The following is a 16,465-nucleotide window of genomic DNA, read 5'->3' as shown; positions in this document are numbered from 1 at the left end:
CCACGGCATGGCGCAGCAGGTACAAGGGGTCATCGCACCGGGGAAGAACGAGCCCGTGCGCGTGGAGACGATCCTGGTGCCGGACCCCGGCCCCGGTGAGGCCGTGGTCAAGATCCAGGCGTGCGGCGTGTGCCACACCGACCTGCACTACAAGCAGGGCGGGATCAACGACGACTTCCCCTTCCTGCTCGGTCACGAGGCCGCGGGTGTCGTGGAGTCCGTCGGCGAGGGCGTCACCGACGTCGAGCCGGGCGACTTCGTCGTCCTCAACTGGCGTGCCGTGTGCGGCCAGTGCCGTGCCTGTCTGCGCGGACGCCCCTGGTACTGCTTCGACACCCACAACGCCAAGCAGAAGATGACCCTCCTCGACGGCACCGAGCTCTCCCCGGCGCTCGGCATCGGAGCGTTCGCGGAGAAGACCCTCGTCGCCGCCGGCCAGTGCACCAAGGTCGACCCCGAGGTCTCCCCGGCCGTCGCCGGACTGCTCGGTTGCGGCGTGATGGCCGGCATCGGCGCCGCGATCAACACCGGCCAGGTCGGCCGCGGCGACTCCGTCGCCGTCATCGGCTGCGGCGGCGTCGGTGACGCCGCGATCGCCGGCGCCCGGCTCGCGGGGGCGGCGAAGATCATCGCGGTCGACATCGACGACCGCAAGCTGGAGACGGCGAAGAAGATGGGCGCCACCCACACCGTCAACTCCCGCTCCGGCGACCCCGTCGAGGCGATCCGCGCCCTGACCGGCGGCAACGGCGCCGACGTCGTGATCGAGGCGGTCGGCCGCCCGGAGACGTACAAGCAGGCCTTCTACGCCCGGGACCTCGCGGGCACCGTCGTCCTCGTCGGTGTGCCCACCCCGGAGATGCAGCTCGAAATCCCGCTCCTCGACGTGTTCGGGCGCGGCGGTTCGCTCAAGTCCTCCTGGTACGGCGACTGCCTGCCCTCGCGTGACTTCCCGATGCTCATCGACCTGCACCAGCAGGGCCGCCTCGACCTGGGCGCCTTCGTCACCGAGACCATCCAGCTGGGTGAGATCGAGCAGGCCTTCGCCCGGATGCACGACGGGGACGTCCTGCGCTCGGTGGTGGTCCTCTGATGGCCGCCCGCATCGACCACCTGGTCACGTCCGGCACCTTCGCCCTCGACGGCGGCGAGTGGGACGTCGACAACAACGTCTGGATCGTCGGCGACGACACCGAGGCCGTCGTCATCGACGCCGCCCACGACGCCGCCGCGATCGAGGCCGCACTCGGCGGGCGTACGCTGCGCGCGATCATCTGCACCCACGCGCACAACGACCACATCGACGCGGCTCCGGCCCTCGCCGACGCGACCGGTGCGCCGATCCTGCTGCACCCGGACGACCTGCCGCTCTGGGAGCAGACCCACCCGGACCGCGCCCCCGACGGCGAACTCGCCGACGGTCAGGAGCTGGAGGTGGCGGGGACGCGCCTCACGGTGCTGCACACCCCGGGACACGCCCCGGGCGCGGTCTGCCTCCACGCCCCGGAGCTGGACACCGTGTTCACCGGCGACACCCTCTTCCAGGGCGGGCCCGGTGCCACCGGACGGTCCTTCTCGCACTTCCCGACGATCATCGACTCGATCAGGGACCGGCTGCTCGCCCTTCCGCCGGAGACCGCCGTCCGCACCGGACACGGGGACTCCACCACCATCGGCGCGGAGGCCCCGCACCTGGAGGAATGGATCAACCGCGGCCACTGACCGCCGCCGGGTTCACCGGTCCGGCCACGCGGAGAGCCGCAGCCCGCTCTCGAAGCGGCGCGGCTCGCCCGTGACCGGGTCGGTGAACTCCAGTACGCCGGCGAGCAGTTGCAGCGGGCGTTCGTAGTCCTCGCGCTCAGGTTCGGGCTCCACCACCGGGTAGACCGGATCGTTCACCAGCGGCAGCCCCAGGGCGTTCATATGGACCCGCAGCTGATGGGTGCGCCCGGTGGCGGGCAGCAGCCGGTAGCGGCCGAGGGCGCCCCGGTGCTCCAGCAGTTCGATCCGGCTCTCGCTGTTCGGCGGCCCCGCCTCCTCGCGCGCCGCGATGACCCCGCGCTCCTTGACGATCCGGCTCCGCACGGTGCGGGGGAGTGTGAGCTCCGGATCGTACGGAGCCACCGCCTCGTACTCCTTGCGCACCAGCCGGTCCCGGAACAGCGTCTGGTACGCGCCCCGCTCCCCGGGCCGTACGACACAGAGCACCAGACCCGCCGTCAGCCGGTCCAGCCGGTGGGCGGGCTGCAGCTCAGGAAGATCCAGCTCCCTGCGGAGCCGGGCCACCACGGTCTCCGTGACGTGCCGGCCGCGCGGGGTGGTGGCCAGGAAGTGCGGCTTGTCCGCGATCACCAGGTGGTTGTCACGGTGTACTACGCCGACGGGGAAGGGCACCGGCTCCTCGGGGGCGAAGTCCCGGTGGAACCAGAGGTGCCTTCCGGCCGTGTAGGGCTCGTCCGGCCGCACGGCACCGCCGTCCGCGCCGACGAACCTGCCCTCGGCGAGCATGGCGTCCACCCGCCCGGCGCCGATCGCCCTCGCGAACCTGTCCATCAGGTGGTCCCGGACGGTGGGCCAAGCCCCGGACGGATCGGGCGGGAACCGCACCCGCACCGGGTCGATGCCCGCGCGCTGGGGAAGCGGGGCGGCGGGGGGCTTGGCCCGGCCTCTCATCGTTTCGGTCCTTGTCACCGGAGGAGCCCGGCACAGACGGGCACAGCCCCTCCATCATCCCATCGCGCGGGCCCCCAGCAGCCGCTCGTACTCCTGCCGCGTGACCGGCAGCACCGTGCCGTGCCGGGCGCCCGGCGGGAGGGTGTGGCCGGTGGACACGGTCCACCGACCCGAATCGAGATCGGTGCTCTCGAAGAGGACGTAACCCCGTCCGCCGAATTCGTCGATGAGCAGATACCACTTCGCCTCGGTGTTGGACGCGAAGACCGCCGGGCCCTCCCCGCGCTCGATCGCGCCCTTGCCGATGCAGTCGGCGACGAATCCGTAGGCGGTGGAGGTCAGTTCCCGTGACTTCTCCACGGTGATGAACTTGGAGCACGGGGTGTCCGACGAGGGGTTCCGCTCGTCCTTGGTGAAGCGGTAGTAGCTGCCGTCGTGGCGGATCACCGTCGAGTCGATCACCGAATAGCCGGGGTCGTGCCACACGGCGGGCTCACTGAAGGTACGGAAGTCACGCGTGGTCGCGTACATCATCCTGTTGTAGGTGCTGCCCGTGTGCTCCGGGTCGTCCGCGGCATAGATCTTCGAGGCCCAGAAGACGACGTACGAGCCGAGCTCCTCGTCGTAATACGCCTCGGGCGCCCAGGTGTTGCCCGCGGTGTCCGGCGCTACCCGCACCAGCCGGCGATCGGTCCAGTTCACCAGGTCGGTGGACTCCCAGACCATGATCGACCTGCTGCCGGTGCGCTGCACCTGGTCCCAGCTGCCGCCACCTCCTCCGTACATCCGGAGGTCGGTGGCGATCTGGTAGAACCTGTCGCCCTCCGGGGAACGGATGACGAACGGGTCGCGGAGCCCTCCGGTGCCGAGATCCGAGGTGAGCACCGGCCTGCCGCCGTTGAGCTCCTGCCAGTGCAGCGCGTCGTCGCCCCGGCTGAGCGCCATCCGGATCTGCTCGCCGTCGGCGGTGCCCTCTCCGGTGAAGTAGCTCATGGCGTAGGCGGTGAACGGCTGCTTCCGGGGCAGTTCGGGCACCGTGGCGGTGAAGGTGCGGCGCGCGGCGGCCGTCCCGCGTGTGACGACGGCGGTGAGCTTCACGCGCTCCGGCCCTGCGCCGGGCTCCGGGCGGTGCACGACACCCGTCGCGTCGATGACTTGGGGCGTGTGGGACCTCCACGTGACGGACGTGCCGTGGGCGCCGGTGGCGGGCAAGGCGAGATTGCCGCGCACGTCGCCGAGGCCGTGGACCGTGAGCGAGGCGGCCGCCCGAGCGGTGGCGGCCTCGTCACCCGCCGGGGCGGGGCCGGCGTGGGCCGGTCCGCCGGGCAGTGCGAGCAGGCCGGCCACGAGGGACAGCAGCGGCAGCAGAGGGACGAGGGCGCTTCTCGTGAGGCGTGGAGGCATGACTCTCCCGACACGTGCGTTCGGCATATCGGACGTCGTTCGTTGGATCGGACCGACGCTAGGGCGGTCCAGGGTCTCCGTCAAGAGCGTCGGACAAAGCCGTCCGCCCCGTAGAAAGCGCTTGTCGATCCGCGTAGGGTCTGGCCCCGCTGAATCCATTCAACCCAGGAGTCCCGCCATGCGAAGAGCCGGAACCATGTTGCTGGCCGCCTGCACCGCAGCGGCCGCACTGACCACCCTGACCGCGGTTCCCGCAGGGGCCGAGAGTCGGTCAGGGGCCGCCCCGGACCACTGCGCCGGCGTCTCTCCCGTCGTCTGCCACTTCGACGTCGCCCCCGGTACGTACAGGGTCCGGGTCCTCCTCGGGGGCGGTGCCGCGGCAGGGTCGACCGCGGTCACGGCGGAGAGCCGCAGGGCGATGCTCGCCGAGACGCCCAACGCCGCGGGCGAGACGGTGCGGCGCAGCTTCACCGTGGACGTACGCGACCCGGAGGGCGAACCCACCGGGGCCGTCGGCAGCCCCGGACTCGACCTCACCTTCGGCGGTGCGGCGCCGCAGCTCGTCTCGCTCCGCGTCGAACGCGTACGGGTGCCGCAGATCCTGCTCGCGGGCGACTCCACCGTCTGCGACCAGGCCGGCGAGCCCTACGCGGGCTGGGGGCAGCAGCTCCCGCAGTACCTCACCGACCGCCTCGCCGTCGCCAACCGCGCCGACTCCGGGGAGGGCTCGCAGTCCTTCCGGGACCACCCGGCGCTCTTTCCCGCCCTCCTGGCCCGTGTGCGCCACGGTGACCTCGTCCTCATCCAGCTCGCCCACAACGACAAGCAGACCGACCGCGACACCTACCGGGCCAACCTCACCGCCATGATCGAGGACGTGCGTGCCGAGGGAGGCAGGCCCGTGCTGGTCACTCCCGTCGTCCGCCGCTGGTTCAACCCCGACGGCACGCTCGACAACGGCACCGCGCTGCTCGTCAACGGTCTGGGTGTCGATCTGCCCGCCGAGATGCGCGCCCTCGCCGCCGAGCGGCACACCCCGCTCATCGACCTCACCGCCCTGACCAAGGACCGGGTCGAGGAGCTCGGCCCGGAGGGTTCCAAAGCCCTCTACCTCTACGACGAGAAGCGCGACAACACCCACACCTCGACGCGCGGAGCCGCCGAGTACGCAGCGCTGGTCCTCGGTGAACTGCGGGCCCAGAAGCTGGTCCCGGCGCGCGCGGTCCGCTGAAGGCGTTCAGGCGCCCGCCGAAGCCTCTGAGGCGCCCGCGCGCGAGAGCCGCACGCCCGGCCTCCACGCTCCGGCGCTCCCGAGCGGGAACCGCGTACGAAACCGCACACGAAACCGCGTACGAAACCGCACACGAAACCGCACACGAAAGGCGACAACCGTGAGCCGAGCCGAAGTGCCCAGCCGCAGGACCGTGCTGAGGGGAGCCCTGGCAGCCGGGGCCCTCACCGCCGCACCAGGCGTCGCCCAGGCGGCCGAGCCGCGAGCCCCGTACCGCAACCCACTGGTGGAGCAGCGCGCCGACCCGCACATCACCCGGCACGGCGACGGCCGCTACTACTTCACCGCCAGCGCCCCCGAGTACGACCGGATCATCCTGCGATCCTCCCGCACCCTGAGCGGTCTGGGCACCGCCGCGGAGTCGGTGATCTGGACCAAGCACGCCACCGGGGACATGGGGGCCCACATCTGGGCGCCGGAACTCCACCGCATCGGCGGCAAGTGGTACATCTACTTCGCCGCGGCGCCGGCGGACGACATCTGGAAGATCAGGATCTGGGTGCTCGAGAACCCGGGCCCGGACCCGCTCCGCGGCGCGTGGAACGAGAAGGGGCAGCTCACCACGGCCTGGGACACCTTCTCCCTCGACGCCCACACCTTCACCCATCGCGGCGACCGCTACCTCGCCTGGGCACAGCACGAGCCCGGGCTGGACAACAACACGGGACTCTTCCTCTCCCGGATGGCCGACCCCTGGACCCTGACCGGACCTCAGATCCGGCTCAGCACGCCCGAGTACGACTGGGAATGCGTCGGCTTCAAGGTCAACGAGGGGGCTGCGGTCATCAAGCGGAACGGCCGTGTCTTCATGACCTACTCGGCGAGCGCGACGGACTCCAACTACTGCGTGGGCCTGCTCACCGCGGATGCCCGGAGTGACCTGATGGACCCCGGGTCCTGGGCCAAGTCCCCGGAACCGGTCTTCGCGAGCAGTGCGGAGACGGGCCAGTACGGCCCCGGCCACAACTCGTTCACCGTCGCCGAGGACGGCCGCACGGACGTGCTGGTCTATCACGCGCGGCCGTACAAGGAGATCACCGGCGACCCGCTGCACGACCCCAACCGGCACACCCGTGTCCAGCGGTTCGGCTGGCGTGCGGACGGCACTCCGGACTTCGGGGTACCGGTGCGCGACTGAGGTCCCGTACCGGCCGGTTCGGGCAGAGGCGTTGACCCGCTGCCGTGTCCTGCCTATCTTGCGTTCGAAGTTCTGATCAACGTCCGATATATCGAACAATGATCCCTGGAGCGTCCATGCCACACCCGCACCTGTGGCCGAGACTCACCGTCCCGGTCATCGCCCTCCTGCTCGGCACGCTGGTGGCGGCGCCCACCCGTGCCGAGGACGGTCCGTCCGTGGCCGAGGCGACCGACTACTCCCTCGGCGTCCACCCTGATCGCACGGGCCCCGCCATCGGCGACTCGATGTACGGGGTCTTCTACGAGGACATCAACCACGCCGCCGACGGCGGTCTCTACGCCGAGCTCGTCCAGAACCGCTCCTTCGAGTACGACCGCGCCGACAACGCCGCGTACTCACCCATGACCGCCTGGAGCGAGACCTCGGTCTCCGGCGGTACGGGGCGCGCCGCGACCGTGGACGACGATCAGCGGCTGGGCGAACGCAACCGCCGCCATCTGCGCCTCGACCTCGACGGGGCTGGAGGCCGCGGAGCGGGCTTCGGGGTCACCAACTCCGGTTACGACCAGGGCCTGACCGTGCGCAAGGGTGAGCGCTACGACTTCTCCGTCTGGGCCCGCACCGACCGCCCCGCCGGCACCGTCCTCACCGTCGGAGCCACCACGGCGGCCGGCGCGGCGCTCACCGCGCCCCTGCGCGTCACGGCCCGCGGCGACCGCTGGACGAAGTACACCGGCACCCTCACCGCCGGCACCTCCGCGGCGGACGGCCGGCTCACCGTCACGGCGGGCGGCAGCGGAACCGTACGGCTCGACATGATCTCGCTCTTCCCCCGCGACACCTACAAGGGACGGGCGAACGGCCTGCGCAAGGACCTCGCGGAGAAGACCGCGGCACTGCGTCCGGGCTTCCTGCGCTTCCCCGGAGGCTGCATCGTCAACACCGGCAGCCACGAGGCCTACGAGGCGCCCGACTGGGAGCGGAAGCGCTCCTACCAGTGGAAGGACACCATCGGCCCGGTCGAGCAGCGTCCGGTCAACGCCAACTTCTGGGGCTACAACCAGACCTACGGCCTGGGGTACTACGAGTACTTCCAGTTCGCCGAGGACATCGGGGCCATGGCTCTCCCCGTCGTCCCCGCCCTCGTCACCGGATGCGGCCAGAACAAGGCGACCGACGACCCCGCCCTGCTCCGGCGGCACATCCAGGACACCCTCGACCTGATCGAATTCGCCAACGGCCCCGCCGACTCCACCTGGGGTGCCGAGCGTGCCGCGATGGGGCACCCCGAGCCGTTCGGCCTCACGCACCTGGCGGTCGGCAACGAGGAGAACCTGCCGGACGAGTTCTTCGCCCGCTTCACCGAGTTCCGCAAGGCCATCGAGGCCCGCCACCCCGAGATCACCGTGGTCGGCAACTCGGGCCCGGACGACAGCGGCACGACGTTCGACCGTGCCTGGCAGCTCAACCGGGACGCCGGCGTCGCCATGGTCGACGAGCACTACTACAACAGCCCGCAGTGGTTCCTGGAGAACAACGCGCGCTACGACACCTACGACCGCCGGGGCCCGAAGGTGTTCCTCGGCGAATACGCCTCGCTCGACAACCGCTTCTCCAACGCCCTGGCCGAAGCGGCCTTCATGACCGGCCTGGAACGCAACGCCGACGTCGTGGAGCTCGCCTCCTACGCCCCGCTCCTCGCCGACACGAACGACGCGCAGTGGCGCCCGGACATGATCTGGTTCGACAACGAGAAGTCGTGGGGGTCGGCCAACTACGAGGTGCAGAAGCTCTTCATGAACAACGTCGGTGACCGCGTCGTCCCGAGCACCGCCTCCTCGACACCCGCCACCACCGCACCGATCACCGGTGCCGTCGGGCTCTCCACCTGGGCGACCAGCGCCGCGTACGACGATGTCGAGGTCACCGGGGCGGACGGCGCACGGCTGCTGATCGACGACTTCTCCGCCGGAGACGCGCAGTGGACGAAGGCGGCGGGACGCGGTGCCTGGGCCGTCGAGGACGGGGCGTACGTCCAGTCCGACGAGAGCGCGGAGGACACGCTGGTCACGGCGGGGGACACCGGCTGGCAGAACTACGACATGAAGGTCGAGGCCACCAAGAAGGCCGGGAAGGAAGGCTTCCTCGTCGCCTTCGGGGTCAAGGACACCGGTAACACCTACTGGTGGAACCTCGGCGGCTGGGGCAACACCCGCTCCGCCGTGGAGAAGACGGTCGACGGCGCCAAGCAGACCATGGCCGAGGACGCGACCATGATCGAGACGGGACGCGCGTACGACATCCACATCCAGGTGCGCGGCCGTCAGGTCACCCTCTTCCTCGACGGCGAACAGTGGGGCACCTTCACCGACGACAAGCCCGCCGAACCCTTCCGCCAGGTGGTGACCCGGGACGACGCCACCGGTGAACTCGTGGTCAAGGTGGTCAACGCGCAGGCGGCGGAAGCCAGGACCCGGATCGACCTCGGGGCGGAGCCGTCCTCACGGACGGCCCGGCTGACCACGATCCAGGCTGCCCCGGACGCGGTGAACACCGCCGATGACCGTCAGGTGGCGCCGCGGAAATCGACCCTGCGCGTGGACGGACGTCTGTTCACCCACACGTTCCCGGCGCACTCCGTGACCTTCCTGCGCATCAAGGAGTAGTGCGGTAAAAGCGAAAACCCCCAGGGTGACCTGGGGGTTTTCCGCTGGTGTCCGAGGGGGGACTTGAACCCCCACGCCCGATAAAGGGCACTAGCACCTCAAGCTAGCGCGTCTGCCATTCCGCCACCCGGACAAGGTGTCTGTCTCGCGGGCTCCTGGCCCGTTCCGACGTGGAAAACCATAGCAAACATTCGGGGGTGCTCGATCACGCCCCCGGCCATGTGAAAGGCGCATGACGGGGCCCCCGCGGTCTTGGGTGCGCGGGGGCGGGCGCGCGAGGATGAGGGGGAGCACCACCGCGCCAGTGGAAGGAAGCAGCGTGAGCGAGACCAACACGGCCCCGGCCGGCATCGGCGGGACCGCCGAGACAGAGGTCGTGGACCTCTGTCGTGACCTGATCCGGATCGACACCAGCAATTACGGCGACCACTCGGGCCCCGGGGAGCGCGCGGCGGCCGAGTACATCGCCGAGAAGCTCGCCGAGGTCGGCCTCGAACCGAAGATCATCGAGTCCCACAAGGGCCGCGCCTCCACCGTGGCCCGGATCGAGGGCGAGGATCCCTCCAAGCCGGCGCTGTTGATCCACGGGCACACCGACGTCGTCCCTGCGAACGCCGCGGACTGGACCCACGATCCGTTCTCCGGCGAGATCGCGGACGGCTGCGTGTGGGGGCGCGGCGCGGTCGACATGAAGGACATGGACGCGATGACCCTCGCGGTCGTACGCGACCGCATGCGCAGCGGACGCAAGCCCCCGCGCGACATCGTGCTGGCCTTCCTGGCCGACGAGGAGGCGGGCGGCACCTACGGGGCGCGTCACCTCGTCGACAACCACCGGGACCTCTTCGACGGTGTCACCGAGGCGATCGGCGAGGTCGGAGGCTTCTCCTTCACCGTCAACGAGAACCTGCGCCTCTACCTGGTGGAGACGGCGCAGAAGGGCATGCACTGGATGCGGCTCACCGTGGACGGCACCGCCGGGCACGGCTCCATGACCAACAGCGACAACGCGATCACCGAGCTCTGCGAGGCCGTCGGCCGGCTGGGACGGCACAAGTGGCCGGTCAGGGTGACCAAGACCGTGCGGTCCTTCCTCGACGAGCTGTCCGACGCGCTGGGCACCCCGCTCGACCCGGAGGACATGGAGGCGACGCTCGACAAGCTCGGCGGGATCGCCAAGATGGTCGGCGCCACCCTGCGGAACTCCGCGGCACCCACCATGCTCGGCGCCGGCTACAAGGTGAACGTGATCCCCGGACAGGCGACCGCGCACGTCGACGGGCGTTTCCTGCCCGGATACGAGGAGGAGTTCCTGGCCGACCTGGACCGGATCCTCGGCCCGCGGGTGAAGCGCGAGGACGTGCACGGCGACAAGGCGCTGGAGACCGACTTCGACGGTTCCCTGGTGGACGCGATCCAGCTCGCGCTGAAGGCCGAGGACCCGATCGCGCGCGCCGTGCCCTACATGCTCTCCGGCGGTACCGACGCGAAGTCCTTCGACGACCTCGGCATCCGCTGCTTCGGCTTCGCCCCGCTGAAGCTGCCGCCGGAGCTGGACTTCGCCGGCATGTTCCACGGTGTGGACGAGCGGGTGCCGGTGGACGGCCTGAAGTTCGGAGCCCGAGTGCTCGACCGGTTCATCGACCACTCCTGACCCCGTCGGACCCTCCATTCGCCAGCCTGTACGAATCTCACTGGTACGGGTGAAAGGGATCATCAACTCGTAGCCCCTTCATCTTTTCCTCGTTGCACCTGATGCGGTCCGCGGCTGGGACCGCACTTGTCAACACAGGAGGAATCATGATCAAGAAGGTCGTCGCAATCGCGGCTGCTACCGGTGGTCTCGTGCTCGCGGGTGCGGGTATGGCTTCCGCCGACGCCGGTGCCCAGGCTGCCGCCATCGGCAGCCCCGGCGTGCTCTCGGGCAACGTCGTCCAGGTCCCGGTCCACGTTCCGGTGAACGTGTGCGGCAACACGATCAACGTGATCGGGCTGCTGAACCCCGCCTTCGGCAACACCTGCATCAACGCGTGACGATGCGCGTCAACCCGTAAGGGTGTGAGTCCGGTCGGCCCCGGAGTGCGCGCCATGCACTCCGGGGCCGCTGGGCATTCGGCCCCCCGCACGGCTGCGGTGGGGCATTTCGGTAGGCAGAAGGCAGGAAGACAACCTATGCGACAGGTCACACGCAAAGGCCTGATCACCATGGCGGCGGCGGGCGGAGTGCTCGCACTCGGCGGCGGTTACGCGCACGCCGACGCGGGTGCGGCCGGCGCCGCGTCGAGTTCACCGGGAGTGCTCTCGGGGAACTCGATCCAGGTCCCGGTCGATGTACCCGTGAACGTGTGCGGCAACTCCGTGGACGTCGGCGGTCTGCTCAATCCCACGAGCGGAAACGACTGCGGAAACGGATCTTCGGACTCCGGCCACGCGCACACCGCGGACGGCGGTTCCTCGTCCGGGCACGGTGCCGACGGCCGGGAGTCCGGGCAGGACTCCAGCAGCCGGGCGTCCGGGCACGAGGGCATGCGGGACGGCGGGGAGGGGGCCGGCAGGCACCGGGCTCCCGGCACCTCGGCCCAGGCGGAGACGACCGGTTCCCCGGGAATCCTCTCCGGGAACCAGGTGCAGGTTCCGGTGGAGATCCCCCTGAACGTCTGCGGCAACAGCGTCACCGTCGGCGGGCTGCTGAACCCGGTCTTCGGCAACGACTGCGAGAACGACACCGAGACGGTCCCGCCTCCCGTCGTGCCGCAGACGCCGTACACCCCGGAGAAGCCGGTCACGCCGGAGGCGCCCCCGGTTCCCGAGACCCAGCTCGTGGCGGGTGAGCAGCTCGCACACACCGGTGGCGGCGGTCTCGGCCTGCTCGTCCCGGCGAGCGCGGGCCTGCTGCTCGCAGGTGCGGGCACGGTCCTGTACCGGCGTTCACGCAGCGCCGCATAGCGCCATCGCGTCTTCGGTGTGACGAGCGGGTTCCGCAGGCGCGGAACCCGCTCCGTCCTACCAGGTGGGCCGGAGCTGGCGGATGATGCGGCGGCGCAGCCGCACCCGGCGGCTGCCGTCACGGCGCAGCGTCAGCCGGTCCAACTCCCAGTGCCCGTACTCGGCATGGTCGGTCAGCAGTCGGGCCGCCTCCTTGCGGGACACCCCGCGCGGCACGTACACGTCGATGAATTCGTATTCCGGCATCGCATCTATTGTGCGGGCAGACCCCCGGTACGGATAGCGTCTGTCCTATGTCTGATGCTGCGCAGCCCACCGCTGCCGAGGTACGCGCCGCCGCCGATGCAGTCAAAACCGCGCTCGACCGCCACCTCCAGGCGGTCGAACGCCGTACCGGGGACGACGACCCCGCTGTCTACGACGCGTTCAACGCACTGGCCGCCGCGGCCGAGGTCTACGACGAACTGCTCTACGACCGCTACGACGAGGTCACCCCCTTCGAGATCCCCGCGGCGGAGGATTCCCTCCCGCCCTACGCCGGCCCGGAGGAACCGCACGCCGTCAGCGTACTGATCAGGCGCGACTACGCGGTGGCCGAGCCCGCACGGCTGCTCGCCCAGGCGCGGCGGCTCGCCGACCTCGACCCGGACGGGCAGGACGGGGACGACGTGACGGCCGCCGGCGCGGGTGTGCACGCCGCGCTGGGTGTGGTGTTCGGCGAGTACGAGGCGGACGAAATCGCTTCCCGGCACAAGGAGTTCGGTCTGGAGGAGGGTGACTCCACCCTCTGGGTCTCCGCCGCGGACGAGCTCCCGGAGCCGGGGGAGTGGCTCGGGGCGCCGTTCGACGAGGCGGATCCCGCCCTCGTGGTCTGCCGCTTCGACGTCAGCTCGGTCTTCGACGAGGAGGACGAGCTGGAAGCGGACCCGGACGGTGCCGTCCCGGGACGCTCCTGACCCTGCCGTCCGACGGCCCCGGCGCGCAGTGCACCGGGGCCGTCGGCATGCTCCGGCCGGGCCGATGCCGGTCCTGCGGACGGCCGGACCGGCAGGGCGGGCCTACGAGGCGTCCGGAGTGGGCAGCGCCTCCAGCAGGGGGCGCAGCCGGGTCGTCCGCTCCTGTGCCGGGACCTCGGCGACAGCGCGCGGCAGGGCCTGGTCCACTCCGTGCACCACGGACAGGTGCTGCTCCCCACGGCTGAACGCCGTGTACACCCAGGGCCTGCTGAGGCCCTGCGCGGCGTCGCCGGGCAGGACGACGACAGCCGCGGGCCAGCGCATCCCGGCCGCCTGGTGGGCGCTGAGCGCCCAGCTGTGGCGTACGGAGCTCTCCACGCGGTCCGGCGGTACGACGACGGGTGCGCCGGCGCAGTCCAGGTGCAGGCCCTCGTCGTCGGCCGAGACGACCGTGCCCGGCACCGTCCTGCCGGGGGCGGGGACATGGACCACGCGGTCGCCGGGGTCGAAGCCGCCGAAGCGGCCCGGCCCCGGATTCAGCCGCTGCTTCAGCGCGGCGTTCAGCGCCGTCGTGCCCGCCGAACCGCCGTGCCCGACCGTGATCACCTGGGTGTCGGACGAAGGAACGCCGATGGCGCGCGGCACCGAGTCGGCCACCAGCTGAACCGTGCGGTGTACGGCCTCGCCCGCGTCGCGGACGGGCACGATCACCACTTCCTTGCCCGGCGCCTCGACCTGGGCGAGCTCCCCGATGCCGATGCCCGAGACCAGCTCGCCGATCGGTCCGGGATCAGGGGTGCGCGAGACCACGTGCGGACAGGCGCGCGCCGCGATCACGTCGGCGAACACCCGGCCCGCACCGGCCGATCCGAGCACTCCCGGATCGCCGCTCAGGACCAGCCGCGTCCCGTCGGCGAGGGACTCCACCAGCATCGCGGCCGTCTCGACATCGAGCTGCGGGGCGTCCAGCACGACCAGGACGTCCAGCGCGAGAGCGCCGTCCGCGTCCCGCCCGGGCCCGCCCTCCCCGGAGAGCAGGGCGGAAAGGGTGACGGCGGCCCTCCGGTCACCGACCGCCGCTTCCAGCCTGCGCCGCCCGTCCTCGCTGTGAGCGGTCCCCATCGCCCGGAGACCGAGGCCCCGCGCGGCGGCGATGAGGGCGGCGGGCTCGGCCCGGGCGGCCTCGCCGCCGCTGTGGGCGACCAGGCCCGCCGTCGCGGCCGCCCGGATCAGCTCGCCCGCCGACGGGGACGGGGCCGAGGCGGCGGCCTCCGTCCAGTCGGCGCCCTTCTCGCAGGAATTGACCAGCCGGGCCAGGCCGTCCGCGAGGCTCTCCTCGGCCAGGGCGTACCGGTCGAGGCCGAGCAGGACACGCACCGGCTCCTCGTCGCCCTCCGCCCCGTCCCCGGCCGTCTCCCCGGCGTCCTCCGGCTCCGCCGCCCCCTCCGGCTCCGCGGCGTCGACGCCGTCCTGGAACACCAGCACGACGCCCTCGGCCACGGCGTGCTGGACGGCCTCTCCGGGATCGGCCACCGCGAACCCCGACAGCGCCTTCCGCACCTCCTCGGCGTCGAGTGCGGTGTGGCCGCGCAGGGCCGCCCGCTCCAGCAGCCAGCCCACCAGGGCCGCGGTGCGCCGCTCGTCGTCGGGCCCGCACTCCGTGCCCAGCAGCGCCCGTGCGAAGCCGTCCGCCTGCTCGGGCCGTACGCCGGGCACGGACAGCAGCTGCCACGGGTCCTCCCGGAGCACACGGGCGGCCCCTTCGCCGAGCGTCGTCGCCGCCGGGCGGGCCAGCGTCTCGGGAGCCCCGCCCTCGGCGAGCACCCCCGCGACCGAGGCCGCGGCCTCGGGGGACGCGGCCCGTGGTGCCGGCTGCTCGGGCGCCCGGGAGGGACGGGTGGGCGCGGCCGGGGCGGCGGGAGCCGTCCGGCGGGGCGCGGGTGCCGACGCCGGGGAGTCGAAGAAGGCGGTGCCCGGCTTCTCGCCGCTCTCCACCGCGCGGACCGCCGCGAGCAGATCCGCCGCGGGGCCGCTCAGCTTCGCACCGGCGGCGATGGGCCCTTCCTTCTCCGCCTTGCGCTGTTCGATCCGCTCGCGCAGCTCGCGCTGGGCGGCCAGCTCCGCCTCGGCCTCGGACAGCGCGGGAGCGGCGGGCGCCCCGGGATCCTGCGTCAGGCCCTGAGCGCTCTCTGCGCCGTCGTCCGCCCCCTCCGCGCTCCCCGCGCCGCCCTCGTCGGGCGTTCCGGGCGTGTCGGCGGCCTGGGTGCCGGGCGTGTCCCCGGCCTCGTGGTCCTCGGCCGCGGGGTCCGGGGCTTCTCCCCGGGGGTGCGCAGTCACAGCGTGCTCCAGTCCTGGTCGGGATAGCGGTGCACGGGCGCCGACACGTCGTCGAGCGCCTGGCAGATCTCGTCAGGAAGACTAAGCGCCTCCACTGACAGCGCTTCGGCCAGCTGGCGCGCGTTGCGCGCCCCGACGACCGGAGCCACCACCCCCGGCCGGTCCCGCACCCAGGCGAGCGCGACCTGGAGGGGCGTCGTCGCGAGGCCGTCGGCGGCCGTGGCCACCGCGTCCACGATCCTGCCCGCCGCCTCGTCGAGGTACGGCTCGACGAACGGAGCCAGCTGCTCGGAGGCGCCACGCGAGCCGGAGGGAGTGCCCGTGCGGTACTTGCCGGTGAGCACCCCCCGGCCGAGCGGGGACGACGGCAGCAGCCCCACCCCGAGGTCCACGGCCGCCGGCAGCACCTCCCGCTCGACGCCACGCTGCAGCAGCGAGTACTCCATCTGTGTGGAGGCCAGCCGGGTACGCAGCCCGGGCGCGGCGAGCTGCCAGGTGGCCGCTTTGGCCAGCTGCCAGCCACTGAAGTTGGACACTCCGGCGTACCGGACGCGCCCCGACGACACCGCGAGGTCGACCGCTTGCAGGGTCTCGTCCAGCGGCGTCAGGGGATCGAAGGCGTGGACCTGCCACAGATCGACGTAGTCCGTCCCGAGACGGCGCAGGGACGCGTCGAGCGCGGCGAGCAGATGTCCGCGCGATCCGTCGAACCGGCGGTAGGGATCGGGCACGCTGCCCGCCTTGGTCGCGATGACCAGATCCCGCCGTGGCACCAGGTTGTCCAGGAGGCGCCCCAGCAGGAACTCGGCCTCGCCTCCGGCATACACGTCGGCGGTGTCGACGAGGGTGCCGCCCACGTCCCAGAAGGCCTTGAGCTGGTCGGCGGCGTCGTGTTCGTCCGTGTCCCGGCCCCAGGTGAGCGTGCCCAGCCCGATCCGGGACACACGAAGGCCGGTACGGCCGAGATGCCTCTGCTCCATGGGCGCTGAGATTACTGGCCGAGGACGTACGGGGTGGAAGCCTGTGGACAACCGCCGTCCCCGGGCGAGCC

At 71.6% G+C, this 16,465-nt stretch carries 13 protein-coding genes, 1 tRNA gene and 1 pseudogene; 9 read left to right on the top strand and 6 right to left on the bottom strand.

Features of this window, described 5'->3' with window-relative positions; genetic code table 11:
• Positions 1-7: 7 nt before the first annotated feature.
• Together HED23_RS22875 and HED23_RS22870 are read left to right on the top strand one after the other, a co-directional pair.
• Positions 8-1,093 carry an S-(hydroxymethyl)mycothiol dehydrogenase gene (locus tag HED23_RS22875; RefSeq protein WP_203185250.1) on the top strand — a complete coding sequence of 362 codons (1,086 nt, stop codon included), beginning with the start codon at positions 8-10 and terminating at the stop codon, positions 1,091-1,093.
• On the top strand, positions 1,093-1,722 hold the full coding sequence (locus HED23_RS22870; RefSeq protein WP_203185249.1) for an MBL fold metallo-hydrolase: 630 nt from the start codon (positions 1,093-1,095) through the stop codon (positions 1,720-1,722). Before HED23_RS22875 ends, HED23_RS22870 begins: the two co-directional genes overlap by 1 nt.
• Before the next feature lie 12 nt (positions 1,723-1,734).
• Here HED23_RS22870 and HED23_RS22865 read toward each other — a convergent pair whose 3' ends face one another.
• Both HED23_RS22865 and HED23_RS22860 read right to left on the bottom strand, forming a co-directional pair.
• Positions 1,735-2,673 (bottom strand): RluA family pseudouridine synthase, encoded by a 939-nt coding sequence (locus tag HED23_RS22865; protein ID WP_203185248.1) that lies wholly within the window; start codon positions 2,671-2,673, stop codon positions 1,735-1,737.
• A 75-nt stretch (positions 2,674-2,748) separates the two neighbouring features.
• A pseudogene (locus HED23_RS22860) lies at positions 2,749-3,960 on the bottom strand (immunoglobulin-like domain-containing protein); the annotation flags it as partial.
• Between the two features lie 295 nt (positions 3,961-4,255).
• Here HED23_RS22860 and HED23_RS22855 point away from each other — a divergent pair.
• The 3 genes from HED23_RS22855 to HED23_RS22845 all read left to right on the top strand — a co-directional run bounded on the left by HED23_RS22855 (position 4,256) and on the right by HED23_RS22845 (position 9,175).
• Positions 4,256-5,308: a rhamnogalacturonan acetylesterase gene (locus HED23_RS22855; protein ID WP_203185246.1), complete on the top strand. Its 1,053-nt coding sequence runs from the start codon at positions 4,256-4,258 to the stop codon at positions 5,306-5,308.
• A gap of 160 nt (positions 5,309-5,468) precedes the next feature.
• A complete protein-coding gene (locus tag HED23_RS22850; RefSeq protein ID WP_203185245.1) occupies positions 5,469-6,506 on the top strand; it encodes a family 43 glycosylhydrolase in 1,038 nt (345 codons plus the stop codon).
• Positions 6,507-6,622: 116 nt separating this feature from the next.
• Complete coding sequence (locus HED23_RS22845; RefSeq protein ID WP_203185244.1) at positions 6,623-9,175, top strand: alpha-L-arabinofuranosidase C-terminal domain-containing protein; 2,553 nt, start codon at positions 6,623-6,625, stop codon at positions 9,173-9,175.
• Positions 9,176-9,220: 45 nt separating this feature from the next.
• Here HED23_RS22845 and HED23_RS22840 read toward each other — a convergent pair.
• Positions 9,221-9,308 (bottom strand) — tRNA-Leu (locus tag HED23_RS22840).
• Between the two features lie 186 nt (positions 9,309-9,494).
• On the opposite strand from HED23_RS22840, the gene HED23_RS22835 reads away from it, so the two are divergent.
• From HED23_RS22835 to HED23_RS22825, 3 genes are all read left to right on the top strand, one after another.
• Positions 9,495-10,829, top strand: coding sequence for a M20/M25/M40 family metallo-hydrolase (locus HED23_RS22835; protein ID WP_203185243.1), 1,335 nt, complete (start codon positions 9,495-9,497; stop codon positions 10,827-10,829).
• Between the two features lie 146 nt (positions 10,830-10,975).
• Entirely contained in the window at positions 10,976-11,209 is a 234-nt protein-coding gene (chpH, locus tag HED23_RS22830) for a chaplin ChpH (protein ID WP_203185242.1), read from the top strand.
• A 138-nt stretch (positions 11,210-11,347) separates the two neighbouring features.
• Positions 11,348-12,121, top strand: a complete 774-nt coding sequence (locus HED23_RS22825; RefSeq protein ID WP_203185241.1) for a chaplin — start codon at positions 11,348-11,350, stop codon at positions 12,119-12,121.
• A 57-nt stretch (positions 12,122-12,178) separates the two neighbouring features.
• Here HED23_RS22825 and HED23_RS22820 read toward each other — a convergent pair whose 3' ends face one another.
• A complete protein-coding gene (locus HED23_RS22820; protein ID WP_053930948.1) occupies positions 12,179-12,367 on the bottom strand; it encodes a DUF5703 family protein in 189 nt (62 codons plus the stop codon).
• A gap of 47 nt (positions 12,368-12,414) precedes the next feature.
• Here HED23_RS22820 and HED23_RS22815 point away from each other — a divergent pair, with 47 nt between their 5' ends.
• Positions 12,415-13,077: a hypothetical protein gene (locus HED23_RS22815; RefSeq protein ID WP_203185240.1), complete on the top strand. Its 663-nt coding sequence runs from the start codon at positions 12,415-12,417 to the stop codon at positions 13,075-13,077.
• 102 nt (positions 13,078-13,179) lie between these two features.
• Here HED23_RS22815 and HED23_RS22810 read toward each other — a convergent pair whose 3' ends face one another.
• Complete coding sequence (locus HED23_RS22810) at positions 13,180-15,414, bottom strand: helix-hairpin-helix domain-containing protein (protein WP_203185239.1); 2,235 nt, start codon at positions 15,412-15,414, stop codon at positions 13,180-13,182.
• Positions 15,411-16,394, bottom strand: coding sequence for an aldo/keto reductase (locus tag HED23_RS22805; protein ID WP_203185238.1), 984 nt, complete (start codon positions 16,392-16,394; stop codon positions 15,411-15,413). The genes HED23_RS22810 and HED23_RS22805 overlap by 4 nt, the downstream gene beginning before the upstream one ends.
• Between the last annotated feature and the right edge of the window lie 71 nt (positions 16,395-16,465).

Source organism: Streptomyces pratensis (assembly GCF_016804005.1).
In the GTDB taxonomy this organism is placed as follows: Bacteria; Actinomycetota; Actinomycetes; order Streptomycetales; family Streptomycetaceae; genus Streptomyces; species Streptomyces pratensis_A.
The sequence above is the reverse complement of the archived record's forward strand: the minus strand, read 5'-3'. Positions and strand labels throughout refer to the sequence as shown.